This window comes from Streptomyces sp. NPDC104371, from assembly GCF_055583785.1.
Window position 1 is genome coordinate 360,297 of the sequence record NZ_JBVJNF010000002.1, and the last position, 12,652, is coordinate 372,948.

At 69.5% G+C, this 12,652-nt stretch carries 12 protein-coding genes; all 12 read right to left on the reverse strand.

Features of this window, described 5'->3' with window-relative positions; genetic code table 11:
• Window positions 1–4: 4 nt before the first annotated feature.
• A complete protein-coding gene (gene atpE / locus ACZ60T_RS07460) occupies window positions 5–247 on the reverse strand; it encodes an ATP synthase F0 subunit C (protein WP_365622385.1) in 243 nt (80 codons plus the stop codon).
• 79 nt (window positions 248–326) lie between these two features.
• On the reverse strand, window positions 327–1,097 hold the full coding sequence (gene atpB, locus ACZ60T_RS07465) for a F0F1 ATP synthase subunit A (protein ID WP_365623066.1): 771 nt from the start codon (window positions 1,095–1,097) through the stop codon (window positions 327–329).
• Between the two features lie 273 nt (window positions 1,098–1,370).
• Entirely contained in the window at window positions 1,371–1,808 is a 438-nt protein-coding gene (locus ACZ60T_RS07470) for a hypothetical protein (RefSeq protein ID WP_365622382.1), read from the reverse strand.
• A gap of 321 nt (window positions 1,809–2,129) precedes the next feature.
• Complete coding sequence (locus ACZ60T_RS07475) at window positions 2,130–3,455, reverse strand: MraY family glycosyltransferase (RefSeq protein WP_365622379.1); 1,326 nt, start codon at window positions 3,453–3,455, stop codon at window positions 2,130–2,132.
• 160 nt (window positions 3,456–3,615) lie between these two features.
• Entirely contained in the window at window positions 3,616–4,857 is a 1,242-nt protein-coding gene (locus ACZ60T_RS07480; protein ID WP_469665163.1) for a serine hydroxymethyltransferase, read from the reverse strand.
• 187 nt (window positions 4,858–5,044) lie between these two features.
• A complete protein-coding gene (locus ACZ60T_RS07485; protein ID WP_365622373.1) occupies window positions 5,045–5,713 on the reverse strand; it encodes an arsenate reductase/protein-tyrosine-phosphatase family protein in 669 nt (222 codons plus the stop codon).
• A 34-nt stretch (window positions 5,714–5,747) separates the two neighbouring features.
• Window positions 5,748–6,395, reverse strand: coding sequence for an L-threonylcarbamoyladenylate synthase (locus ACZ60T_RS07490; protein ID WP_365622370.1), 648 nt, complete (start codon window positions 6,393–6,395; stop codon window positions 5,748–5,750).
• Window positions 6,396–6,501: 106 nt separating this feature from the next.
• Window positions 6,502–7,347, reverse strand: a complete 846-nt coding sequence (prmC, locus tag ACZ60T_RS07495; protein ID WP_365623064.1) for a peptide chain release factor N(5)-glutamine methyltransferase — start codon at window positions 7,345–7,347, stop codon at window positions 6,502–6,504.
• 95 nt (window positions 7,348–7,442) lie between these two features.
• Window positions 7,443–8,510: a peptide chain release factor 1 gene (prfA, locus tag ACZ60T_RS07500; protein ID WP_252422388.1), complete on the reverse strand. Its 1,068-nt coding sequence runs from the start codon at window positions 8,508–8,510 to the stop codon at window positions 7,443–7,445.
• A 135-nt stretch (window positions 8,511–8,645) separates the two neighbouring features.
• Window positions 8,646–8,867, reverse strand: a complete 222-nt coding sequence (gene rpmE, locus ACZ60T_RS07505; protein WP_252422387.1) for a 50S ribosomal protein L31 — start codon at window positions 8,865–8,867, stop codon at window positions 8,646–8,648.
• Window positions 8,868–9,075: 208 nt separating this feature from the next.
• On the reverse strand, window positions 9,076–10,215 hold the full coding sequence (locus ACZ60T_RS07510; protein ID WP_469665166.1) for an LCP family protein: 1,140 nt from the start codon (window positions 10,213–10,215) through the stop codon (window positions 9,076–9,078).
• Window positions 10,216–10,608: 393 nt separating this feature from the next.
• Entirely contained in the window at window positions 10,609–12,600 is a 1,992-nt protein-coding gene (gene rho, locus ACZ60T_RS07515) for a transcription termination factor Rho (protein WP_469665168.1), read from the reverse strand.
• Window positions 12,601–12,652: the final 52 nt, after the last annotated feature.

The following is a 12,652-nucleotide window of genomic DNA, read 5'->3' on the forward strand; positions in this document are numbered from 1 at the left end:
TTGATTACCGACCGAACACGAACGGCATAACGATGCCGATGAGGGCGAGCGCCTCACAGAAGGCGAAGCCCAGGATCTGGTTGGCGCGGATCAGACCGGCGGCCTCGGGCTGACGGGCCAGGGCCTCGGTGCCCTTACCGAAGATGATGCCGACGCCGATGCCGGGGCCGATCGCGGCGAGGCCGTAACCGATGGAGCCGGTGGAGCCGTGAACGCCGTCGGCGGCGAGGGTCTGGAGAGCGGACATGCCGGTTCTTCCTTCTCTTTCATGGACCGGTGGGGGTTGGCCACCGGACGTCAGGAGGTGTGCGGGCGGGTGGTTCGACTCAGTGGTGCTCGGCGAGAGCGCCCTGAATGTAGGAGCAGGCGAGGAGCACAAAGACGTACGCCTGGACGGCCTGCACGAAGAGCTCGAAGAGGATCATGGCGATGGTCATCACGAACGAGACGCCAGCGGCCGGGATCATGTAGCTGTTCATCAGGTACCAGGAGGCGACGGTGAACATCACCAGCATCAGGTGACCCGCGAACATGTTGGCGAACAGTCGCACCGCGTGCGTGAACGGGCGGACGATCAGGTTCGAGAAGAACTCGATGACCATGACGAGCGGCAGCACGCCACCGAGCGACTTGTCGTAGCCCGTGACGTTCTTGAAGAAGCCGACGAAGCCGTGGCGCTTGAAGGTCAGCGAGATCCAGGTGATGTAGACGACCAGCGCGAGGACCGTCGGGAAGGCGATCAGCGAGGAGACCGGGAACTGGGCCAGCGGGATCACGGACCAGATGTTCATGATCCAGACGAAGAAGAACAGCGAGACCATGAGCGGGACGTACTTCTCGCCCTCGCGCTTGCCGAGCGTCTCGTAGACGATGCCTCGGCGTACGAAGTCGTAGCCGGCCTCGGCGATCAGCTGGAGCTTGCCCGGGACGACCTTGGCCTTGCCGAAGGCGAGCGCGAAGAACGTCACGACCAGGGCGGTGGTGATGAGCGCGAGCAGCATCACCTTGTTGAACTCGAAGCCACCCGCGGTGAACAGGGGCTTGAAGAGGAAGGAGTTCAGGCCCGGTGCCGGAAAGCCACAACCGTTGTCGGACAGGATGCGGCAGCTCCAGTCAAAGGCGAGCTGGGTCTGGTCAGCACTCACCGCGGGCTCCTTCGGCGTGACGCATGGGTTGGGCAACCTCGTTGTGTCGGTGCGGCGCGCAGCCGCGGAACGGCACCGGACTGGTGTTACGGATGTGGGGGCGGCAGTGGGGCATCAAGCCTCGCGATTGAGCAGGCGTCAGCTCAGATGCCCTCGCCCGCGATGCCGCAGTTGGCACCGGACGATAGCAGGATCTCGCACACGTCTTTATCCCGGCCCTACCCCTCACGACGGGGAGCCCGTCTTCTGGGGCTTCTCGTGCTTCTCGGAGTCCGGTTCGATGTAGAAGATCTTGGCCTTCATGTGCGCACGCGCCTGCGCCGCCATCCACACGACCGTCGCCACGACGAGCCCGGCCGCGAACGTCTTCGGGTTGAACAGGGAAGTGTCCTTGAAGACGCCCGCGAAGATCAGGAGCAGCAGAAGCTGGGCGACATAGAGCATCAGTCCCATGGCCTGGAACAGATGCGGAAGCGATTTTGCCGTCCACTGAAGGACGTAGAGACCGATCCCCATGAAGAGAACGGCGAGCACCGTACCGACGGCCGCACCGAGCGCACCCTTGCCCCCCGCGACCGCACCACTGACGGCGACGGCGATCACGCCGACAGCCACTGTGGGTACAGCGATCTTGAGAAGGTTCCGGGCGTCAGAAGACGGCATGGCGGCAACTCCGCTGAGTGAAAGGGGCAGGGTGTCGTCATGGACGAGCGTAGTCCCGGGCCGAGTGGAGACCTCGCGCCCGAGGGACCCAGCGTATTGGGACCCTTTGGCTCTACCCCGGGGTTCTCGTGAACGGTATCACAAACTATTTGATGCGGTCTTTACCTACCGGGTGTGCATGCCGTCACACATGAGTGTGACCCTGCGCTATTGGGCAAATACGAGAGGGAGTTGTCTGGTATTGGGGCACTTTGCACCCCCATGACTCGGCAACGCACTCGTCAGATTCTTACCTTGCCGATCGGCGCCCGACGGCTTCCGTCAGCGCGAGGACTCGGCCTTGCGGCGGTCCAGCCGCGCCCGGGAACCGATCGCCGTGGCCCCGTTGACCCCGGAGACGCCCGCGACGACCGGGGTCCGGCAACCCTCGGGCTCCGGCCCCTCCCCCGCCTCGTACGCGACGGCCGGTGCCTTCGAGGCGGCACGGCGGTAGCGCGGCGGCACGACGGCCTCGGCCCAGCGCGGGGCGCGCGGCCGGAACCGCGGCAGCAGAAGCAGGACCAGACCGACCGCGCTCAGTGCCACGATGCCGAGCACGATCCACATGGACGCCGACTTGACGGAGTACGCGAGCGTCCCGAAGGCGATGAGCGCCGACCAGAAGTACATGATCAGCACAGCCCGGCTGTGCGAGTGGCCGATCTCCAGGAGCCGGTGGTGCAGATGCCCGCGGTCCGCGGCGAACGGCGACTGCCCGCGCCAGGTACGGCGCACGATCGCGAGGACGAGGTCCGCGGCCGGGACCGCGATGATCGTCAGCGGCAGCAGCAACGGGATGTAGACCGGGACGGTCTGATGGACCGTGGCGCGCTCGGATCCGGAGAAGAGGTTCATCGCGTCCGGGTCGACCTGACCGGTGATCGAGATGGCCCCGGCGGCGAGCACGAGCCCGATGAGCATCGACCCCGAGTCGCCCATGAAGATCCGCGCCGGATGCATGTTGTGCGGCAGGAAGCCGAGGCACATGCCCATGAGGATCGCCGCGAACAGGGTCGCGGGGGCGGCGGCCTCCAGCCCGTAGCCGTACCAGATCCGGTACGCGTACATGAAGAACGCGGCCGACGCGATGCACACCATGCCCGCGGCGAGTCCGTCGAGACCGTCGACGAAGTTGACCGCGTTGATCGTGATGACCACCAGGGCGACCGTCAGCAGCGTGCCCTGCCACTGGGTGAGCGCGACCGAGCCGACGCCGGGCACCGGCAGCCACAGGATCGTCAGACCCTGCATCACCATCACGCCCGCGGCGATCATCTGGCCGCCGAGCTTGATCAGGGCGTCGATCTCGAACTTGTCGTCCAGCACACCGATGAGCCAGATCAGCGCGGCACCGGAGAGCAGTGCCCGGGGCTCGTTCGACTTGGCGAAGACCTCGTTGAGGTTCTCCAGATGGGAGGCGACCAGCAGACCCGCGCACAGACCGAAGAACATCGCGATACCGCCGAGCCGGGGTGTCGGTTCCCGGTGCACGTCCCGCGCCCGGATCTCCGGCATGGCTCCCGCCACGATCGCGAACTTACGTACCGGCCCTGTCAGCAGATACGTCACCGCGGCCGTGATGCAGAGCGTCAGCAGGTATTCACGCACAGGCTTCCCCACAGGTCTCGCGGACGTCCTCAGCCCCACACCTTAGCTTCGCGTGCATATGGTTGAGGACCGGCGGGTAGCGAAGATGGTTGCATGTGCGGCGGCGCACATCGCCGCGCCCGCTCGCACCGGCCGGGTCACAGGCCGCTTCAAGGCCGGTTCACAGGCCGGGATAGGGCGGAAATCGCCCGGTCAGCTCCCGTACCTCGGCGCGCACCTGGGTGCCGTCCGTCTCCTCGCGCAGCACGGCCGCGAACAGCGCGGCGACGCGCTCCATCTCGGCCTCGCCCATGCCCTGGGTGGTCACCGCGGCGGTGCCCAGGCGCAGCCCGCGGGCCTCGCTGTGCGGCAGCGGGCAGGTGTCCATGACCAGTCCGGCCGCCATCAGCCGGCCGCGCGCGGTGCGGCCGTCGACGCCCAGCGGCGCGGGGTCGACGATCAGCATGTGGGTGTCGGTGCCGCCGGTGACGAGCATCAGCCCCTCGTCGGCCAGACGCTCCGCCAGCGTCCGGGCGTTGGCGACGACCTGGTGGGCGTAGACCGCGAAGGCCGGCCGCGCCGCCTCGCCGAACGCGACCGCCTTGGCGGCGACGGCGTGCATCTGGGCGCCGCCCTGGGTGAACGGGAAGACGGCCCGGTCCACCCGCCCGGCCAGCTCGCGCCCGCACAGGATCATGCCGCCGCGCGGGCCGCGCAGCACCTTGTGCGTGGTGGCGCAGACGACGTCCGCGTACGGCACCGGGCTGGGCGCCGCTCCCCCGGCGACGAGCCCGATGGGATGGGCGGCGTCGGCGATGAGATACGCGCCCACCTCGTCGGCGACCTCGCGGAAGAACGCGTAGTCGATATGGCGGGGCGCGGCGATGGACCCGCACACGACGGCCTTCGGCCGGTGCGCGCGGGCCAGGGCACGCACCTGCTCGCGGTCGACGAGCCCGGTCTCCGCCTCGACGCCGTAGCCGACGAAGTCGAACCAGCGGCCGGAGAAGTTGGCGGGCGAGCCGTGCGTGAGGTGGCCGCCGTAGGGCAGCCCCAGGGCGAGGACGGTGTCACCGGGCCGCAGCAGGGCGGCGTACGCGGCGAGCACCGCGGAGGACCCCGAGTGCGGCTGCACATTGGCGTGTTCGGCCCCGAACAGTGCCTTCGCGCGGTCCACGGCGAGGCGCTCGGCGACGTCGACGATCTCGCATCCGCCGTGGTAGCGGGCGCCGGGATAGCCCTCCGCGTACTTGTTGGCGAGCGGGGAGCCGAGGGCGGTCAGCACGGCGGGCGAGGTGAAGTTCTCGGCGGCGATGAGCTGGAGCGTCGTCGACTGCCGGAAGAGTTCCCCGAGGAGGATGTCGGCCATCTCGGGGTCCTGTCGGAGCAGGAGGTCGGCCTCGAGGGTGGGGGTGAGCGCCATGGTGCACTCCGGGCGTCGGGGACGTACGTCCAACTGTAGGCCCGGGGCTTCTGGGGCGCCCGGTCGTCGCGTTCCCCGCAGGTACGCCTGTGCGTGCCCGTGACGAGGGCGGTGGACCGGAACCCCGGCAGGGCGGAGCGGAGCCGTCAGTGCGGCGTCCGCGCCCCGGGAACGCGCCGTCCGGGGCTCAGGCTCGGGCGGATACGCCCGTCAGCGCGGTCACCACCGGGTCCAGCGCCTGCTGGATCTCGCAGCCGATCGACCGGAAGAACGGCAGCGGCGCTCCGTACGGGTCGTGCACCTCGTCCGCGTCCGCCGTCGGCGCCAGCAGCCAGCCGCGCAGCGCCGCGGCGGCACCGACCAGCGCGCGGGCGCGCGCGACCACGCCGTCCTCCAGCGGAGGCAGCGTCGCCGGGTCTATCGCCCGCACCAGGCGGGTGAACTCCTTCAGCGTGAACGTGCGCAGCCCCGCCGAGTGGCCCATGGAGATGACCTGGGCGCGGTGGTCGCGGGTCGCCGTCAGGACCAGGTCGGCCCGGATGACGTGCTCGTCCAGCAGCTCCCGGCCGACGAACCCGGAGGCGTCCGCGCCGAAGTCCGCGAGGACGGCCTCGGCGTTCGCCTCCATGGGCGCGCCCTCATGGCCCCAGGTGCCCGCGCTCTCCACGATCAGACCGCCGCCGAGCGCGTCGCCGAGCCGGTCCGCCAGGGCATGCCGGGTCAGCCGCTCGGTGATCGGCGAGCGGCACACATTGCCCGTGCTGACGTGGAGGATGCGAAAGGTGTCACCGGGGAGACCGGGTTCCACCAGGCTCCCCGTCGTCCCGTAGCCGTACCCGTTGCCTATGCCGCGCATGGGGGTCCCCCCTGCTCGGGGGTGTGGGGGGCGGTCAATTCGCCACCTCGAGGTCGGGTACGACCTTGCGCAGCTCCTCGGCCGAGATCGCGCCCTCGCGCAGCAGCACGGGCACCGGGCCCGAGACGTCGACGATCGAGGAGGGGACGATGCCGGGGGTCGGGCCGCCGTCCAGATACACGGAGATCGAGTCGCCGAGCATCTCCTGCGCGGCGTCGCAGTTCTCCGGCGCCGGGTGGCCGGTCAGGTTCGCGGAGGACACGGCCATCGGGCCGACGTCCGTCAGCAGCTCGATGGCGACCGGGTGCAGCGGCATCCGGACGGCGACCGTGCCCCGGGTGTCCCCGAGGTCCCACTTGAGGGACGGCTGGTGCTTGGCGACGAGCGTGAGGGCGCCCGGCCAGAACGCGTCGACCAGTTCCCAGGCCAGCTCGGAGAAGTCCGTGACGAGGCCGTGCAGGGTGTTCGGGGAGCCGATGAGGACGGGCGTGGGCATGCCTCGGCCCCGGCCCTTGGCCTGGAGCAGATCGGCCACGGCCTCCGCGGAGAACGCGTCGGCGCCCACGCCGTACACGGTGTCGGTGGGCAGCACCACGAGTTCGCCACGGCGGACGGCGGACGCGGCCTCGCGCAGACCGGTCGCTCGGTCGGTCGCGTCGTTGGTGTCGTATCGCCGTGCCATGTCTAGAGGGCCTCCTCGTACACGTACTGCTGGATCTCGTACTGGATCTCGTACTGGCTTGAAGTCTTCGCAAGGGGCGTGCGCCACGCCCCGAGGCGGGCCGGGCTCACGGCAGGGCCTTGCGGGCGGTGGCGAAGCGCGGCCGGTTGTTGAGGTCGGGGTGGTCGGCCGCGTCGGCCCAGCCCCGCTCCTCGGTGAAGATCCACGGCACCTGGCCGCCCTGGGTGTCGGCGTGCTCGATGACGACGAGACCGCCGGGGCGCAGCAGCCGGTGCGCGGTGCGCTCCAGGCCGCGGATCAGGTCGAGGCCGTCCTCGCCGGAGAACAGGGCCAGTTCGGGGTCGTAGTCCCGGGCCTCCGGAGAGACGTACTCCCACTCGGTGAGCGGGATGTACGGCGGGTTGGAGATCACGAGGTCGACCTGGCCGTCGAGGTCGGGGAAGGCCGTCAGGGCGTTCCCCTGCCGCAGGTCGACCCTGGACCCGTCCATGTTCTTCCGGGTCCACTGGAAGGCGTCCTCGGACAGTTCCACGGCGTGCACGCGCGAGCGCGGCACCTCCTGGGCCAGCGCGAGCGCGATGGCGCCCGAGCCCGTGCACAGGTCCACGATCAGCGGCTCGACGACGTCCATCGCGCGTACCGCGTCTATGGCCCAGCCGACCACCGACTCGGTCTCCGGCCGGGGCACGAACACCCCGGGTCCGACCTGGAGTTCCAGATACCGGAAGAAGGCGCGCCCGGTGATGTGCTGGAGCGGCTCGCGCGCCTCGCGGCGGGCGATGACCTCCCAGTAGCGGGCGTCGAAGTCGGCGTCCTTGACGGTGTGCAGCTCGCCCCGTCTGACACCGTGCACGAAGGCGGCTAGCTCCTCCGCGTCGTTGCGCGGCGAGGGCACGCCGGCGTCGGCCAGCCGCTGGGTGGCCTGGGCCACCTCCGCGAGCAGCAGGTTCACGCTCGTCCTCCGGTCCGTGTGCGGTGCCTTGGGGTCTGAATGGTCAGTCGTGCCGGGGTCGCGGGCCCCGGCACTCGGCGCGTCGGGCCTCGACGTCACGCAGCCGCGAGCTTGGCGGCCGAGTCGGCGTCGACGCAGGCCTGGATCACCGCGACGAGGTCGCCGTCGAGCACCTGGTCCAGGTTGTACGCCTTGAACCCGACGCGGTGGTCCGAGAGGCGGTTCTCCGGGAAGTTGTACGTACGGATCTTCTCGGAGCGGTCGACCGTGCGGACCTGGCTGCGGCGGGCGTCGGCGGCCTCCCGCTCCGCCTCCTCCTGCGCGGCGGCGAGCAGCCTGGAGCGCAGGATACGCATCGCCTGCTGCTTGTTCTGCAACTGGCTCTTCTCGTTCTGGCAGGAGGCGACGACGCCGGTCGGAAGGTGCGTGATCCGCACCGCGGAGTCGGTCGTGTTGACGGACTGGCCGCCGGGCCCGGACGAGCGGTAGACGTCGATGCGCAGGTCGTTCGGGTTGATCTCGATGTCGACCTCCTCCGCCTCGGGCGTGACGAGCACACCGGCCGCGGAGGTGTGGATACGGCCCTGCGACTCGGTGGCCGGCACGCGCTGCACACGGTGCACACCGCCCTCGTACTTCAGCCGGGCCCACACGCCCTGGCCGGGCTCGATCTGCCCGCGGGCCTTCACCGCGACCTGGACGTCCTTGTAGCCGCCCAGCTCGGACTCGGTGGAGTCGATGATCTCGGTCTTCCAGCCGACGCGCTCGGCGTAGCGCAGATACATCCGCAGCAGATCACCTGCGAACAGGGCCGACTCGTCGCCGCCCGCGCCCGCCTTGATCTCGAGGATGACGTCCTTGTCGTCGTTGGGGTCACGCGGGATGAGCAGGAAGCGCAGCTTCTCGGTCAGTTCCTCGCGCTGCTTCTCCAGGTCCTTGACCTCGGCGGCGAAGTCCGGGTCGTCCGCGGCCAGTTCACGCGCGGTCTCGATGTCGTCGCCGGACTGCTTCCAGGAGCGGTACGTGGCGATGATCGGGGTCAGCTCCGCGTAGCGCTTGTTCAGCTTGCGCGCGTTGGCCTGATCGGCGTGGACCGATGGATCGGCGAGCTTCTTCTCCAGATCGGCGTGTTCACCGACCAGTTCCTCGACCGCCTCGAACATCTCCGGCTCCCATGGGGTGTCCCCCGCCCGGCCGGGGCGTGAGGGACGTAGGTACGACTGACAGGGGCTGCACCGCAAAGCGCCGGTCCCGACGCCCCCGGTACGGGAGCACCGGAGACCGGCGCGATGGGCTCGCTACTTCTTGGCAGCGGCAGCCTTGCCGAAGCGGGCCTCGAAGCGGGCCACTCGGCCACCGGTGTCGAGGATCTTCTGCTTGCCCGTGTAGAACGGGTGGCACTCGGAGCAGACCTCGGCACGGATGGTGCCGGAGTCGATGGTGCTACGAGTGGTGAACGACGCGCCGCAGGTGCAGCTGACCTGCGTCTCGACGTACGCGGGGTGAATGTCGCGCTTCAAGGTGTCTCCTAGGTTTCGGGAGGGCGCCGGGTCGCAGACGCGGGATGCGGGTGCGTGAACCGGAGCCGACGTACCAGTCTGCCAGGACTGGCCGCATCACCCAAAACCGGGGGATCAAGCGATCTATTCCGCCCGGTCCCGGAAGGCCCCGGATCGGCTCCGGACAGGCCCTGATCGACCTCGGGAAGGCCGCTCAGGGGCTCGGGGATCAACCGGTGACCACGCCGTCGGCCTGACCCGTGGCAGCGTCCTCGGTCGCGCTCGCCGGGATCGGCCGGTCGTTCTTCAGGGCGTCCCACACGAGCTGCGCCTTGTCCTTCTCCAGCAGGACCCGGTTGGGGTTCGCCGGGTCGTAGCGGACCGGCGTCGTCACCATGTTCATACGGGACGAGTCGATCCCCTTGAGCCCGCCCGCGAAGGAGACGAGCTTCTTCACGGACGCGAGGTCGGAGTCGGTGGTGACGGCCTTGGTCCCGGTGTCGGCGAGGTCGTACAGCTTGCTCGGGCTGGTCAGCACGCCGATCTGCCCGACCTGGTCGACCAGGGCCTTCATGAAGGCCTGCTGGAGCTGGATACGGCCGAGGTCGGAGCCGTCGCCGACGCCGTGCCGGGTGCGGACCAGGCCGAGGGCCTGCTCGCCGTCGAGCGTGTGGGCCCCGGCCTTCAGATCGAGATGGCTGTCGGGGTCGTGGATGTCCCTGGTGGTGGTCACCCGGACACCGCCGAGGTCGTCGATCAGCTTCTGGAAGCCCGCGAAGTCGACCTCCACGAAGTGATCCATACGGATACCGGTGATCGACTCGACGGTCTTCACGGCGCAGGCCGCGCCCCCCGTCGAATACGCGGAGTTGAACATCACACCGGAGGCCGCGGGCTGCGCGGCGCCCTTGCTGTCGGTGCACTCGGGGCGGTCGACGAGGGTGTCGCGCGGGATGGAGACGACACTGGCCCGCTTGTGGCCCTTGTAGACGTGGACGATCATCGCGGTGTCCGAGCGGGCCGTCCCGTCGTCGGCGCCGCCGCCCAGCTTCTCGTTGCCGCCCGAGCGGCTGTCCGAGCCCAGGACCAGGATGTTCTGGGAGCCGTTGTCGACCTTCGCGGGCCGGTGGCCGCCGAGCATCTGGTTGAGGTCGACGCTGTGGATGTTGCCGTTGAGCTTGAAGTACACGACGCCGAGTCCGGTACCGCCGAGCAGCAGGACGCCCGCGGCCGTCCAGGCGGTGACGAGGAGAGCCCTACGACGTCTGCCGCCGCGGTGCCGGTGCCGATGGCCCTTCGCACGGTGGCGCGGGCCGCTGGTCGTGGCCTTGTCGGCTATGCCGGGGTTCGGCTCGCGCTCGGCAGGCATGTGCTCCTCGGTCCTTGTGGCCCCCGCTGTTCCATCGTCGCCCCGTACGGTCAGACGGAGTAACCGGAGCAAGGGTTGCACGGCGTGCTATGACTCTCCGTAACACTATGTACGCCGTAAGCGATCTCCCTGATCTGTGAGAACCCTGCTGACCTGCGGTTTCGCCGAGACCACGCTCGGACCGGACATCAACACCGAGACCGCTGCTTATGACATTGATCTCGGACATAGAGACTCGGACATGGACCTCGGACCTGCCCGGACAGGAACATGCCCGGACACGGCGAAGGGCCGCCCCTTCCGGCCAGGTGCTGGGCACCGGCCGGCGGGAGCGGCCCCGCGGTCGATCGTGATCGGGTGACGATCGTGATCGGGTGATCGGGTCGGACGCGCTCAGTCGCCGTTGCCGGGCGAAGGCGTCGTCTTCTGGATCTGCATCAGGAACTCGACGTTCGACTTGGTCTGCTTCATCTTGTCGAGGAGCAGCTCGATCGCCTGCTGCTGGTCGAGCGCGTGCAGCACCCGGCGCAGCTTCCAGACGACGTTCAACTCCTCGGCGCCGAGCAGGATTTCCTCCTTACGCGTACCGGACGCGTCCACGTCCACCGCGGGGAAGATGCGCTTGTCGGCGAGCTTCCGGTCGAGCTTGAGCTCCATGTTGCCGGTGCCCTTGAACTCCTCGAAGATGACCTCGTCCATGCGCGAGCCGGTGTCGACCAGCGCGGTGGCGAGGATCGTGAGGGAGCCGCCGTCCTCGATGTTGCGCGCGGCACCGAAGAAGCGCTTCGGCGGGTAGAGCGCGGTCGAGTCGACACCACCGGACAGGATGCGGCCGGAGGCGGGCGCGGCGAGGTTGTACGCACGGCCCAGACGCGTGATCGAGTCGAGCAGCACGACGACGTCGTGGCCCAGCTCCACCAGGCGCTTGGCGCGCTCGATGGCCAGTTCGGCGACCGTGGTGTGGTCCTCGGCCGGGCGGTCGAAGGTCGAGGAGATGACCTCGCCCTTGACCGACCGCTGCATGTCGGTGACCTCTTCCGGACGCTCGTCGACCAGGACGACCATCAGGTGGCACTCGGGGTTGTTGTGCGTGATCGCGTTGGCGATCGCCTGCATGATCATGGTCTTGCCGGTCTTCGGCGGGGCCACGATCAGACCACGCTGACCCTTGCCGATCGGCGACACCAGGTCGATGATGCGGGTGGTCAGCACGCCCGGGTCGGTCTCCAGGCGCAGCCGGTCCTGCGGGTACAGCGGCGTCAGCTTGTTGAACTCCGGGCGGCCACGGCCGTGTTCGGGCGCCATGCCGTTGACGGAGTCGAGGCGGACCAGCGCGTTGAACTTCTCGCGGCGCTCGCCGTCACGGGGCTGACGGACCGCACCCGTGATGTGGTCGCCCTTGCGCAGGCCGTTCTTGCGGACCTGGGCGAGGGAGACGTACACGTCGTTCGGGCCGGGCAGGTAGCCCGAGGTACGGATGAACGCGTAGTTGTCGAGGATGTCCAGGATGCCCGCGACGGGGATCAGGACGTCGTCCTCGGCGACCTGCGGCTCGGCGATCTCGTCGCGTCCGCGACGGCCCCGGCGGTCGCGGTAACGCCCGCGACGACCGCGACGACCACCGTCGTCGTCGAAGCCGTCGTCCTGACGGTCCTGACGGTCCTGACGGTCCTGCCGACCGCCGCCGCCCTGCTGCTGACGCTGCTGGCCCTGCTGCTGGTCGTCACCCTTGCCACGACGGTCGCGGTCGCGGTCCCGATCACGGTCGCGGTCGCGGCCACGGTCGCGGCGGTCACGGCGGCGGCCCTCGCCGCCCTCACCGGCTTCGCCACGGCTCTCGCCCTGCGCCTGCGTCTGCGACTGGGCGGGCGTCTCCGCCTTCGGCTCGCTCTTCGCCTCGGCGGCGGCCGTCTCGGGGCTGCCCGCCTCGGCGGTGGCACGGCGCCGACGACGCTCGGCCGGAGCGTCGTCCCCGGCGCCCTGGCCGGGGATCTCGATCTGCTTCGGAGCCTCGGCCGACTTCTCGGCCTTGGCCTCCGCGTCACCGGTACGCGTCCGGGCGGTGGCCCGGCGCTTCGGCTTGGTCTCGGTGGCGTCCCCGGTGGAAGCGGCGGTCTTGGCCGCGGCGCCCGAAGCCGCCTGGGAGCCGCCCCCGGCCTGTGCCTCCTTGATGACCTCGATCAGTTGGCTCTTGCGCATGCGCGCCGTACCCCTGATACCGAGGCCGGATGCGACCTGCTGAAGCTCGGCCAGCACCATGCCCTCGAGGCCGGTACCGCGGCGCCGCCGGGAGCCGGCACCGGTGGCAGGCGCGGAGGCGTCCGTGGCGGGCGCGGCAGCGGTCTCCTCGACACGTGCGCCCATCAGATCGGTGGTGTCGCTCACGAAGGGTCCTTCCCTGGAGCGGACGTCGGCCTGTCTGGCTCGGCGACCGGTT

What these genes read in the sequence shown, in the direction of transcription:
- atpE (WP_365622385.1), bottom strand. Translation starts at nt 247, where the DNA reads ATGTCCGCTCTCCAGACCCTCGCCGCCGACGGCGTTCACGGCTCCACC.
- ACZ60T_RS07470 (WP_365622382.1), bottom strand. Translation starts at nt 1,808, where the DNA reads ATGCCGTCTTCTGACGCCCGGAACCTTCTCAAGATCGCTGTACCCACA.
- ACZ60T_RS07480 (WP_469665163.1), bottom strand. Translation starts at nt 4,857, where the DNA reads ATGGCGCTCACCCCCACCCTCGAGGCCGACCTCCTGCTCCGACAGGAC.
- ACZ60T_RS07485 (WP_365622373.1), bottom strand. Translation starts at nt 5,713, where the DNA reads ATGCGCGGCATAGGCAACGGGTACGGCTACGGGACGACGGGGAGCCTG.
- ACZ60T_RS07490 (WP_365622370.1), bottom strand. Translation starts at nt 6,395, where the DNA reads ATGGCACGGCGATACGACACCAACGACGCGACCGACCGAGCGACCGGT.
- prfA (WP_252422388.1), bottom strand. Translation starts at nt 8,510, where the DNA reads ATGTTCGAGGCGGTCGAGGAACTGGTCGGTGAACACGCCGATCTGGAG.
- ACZ60T_RS07510 (WP_469665166.1), bottom strand. Translation starts at nt 10,215, where the DNA reads ATGCCTGCCGAGCGCGAGCCGAACCCCGGCATAGCCGACAAGGCCACG.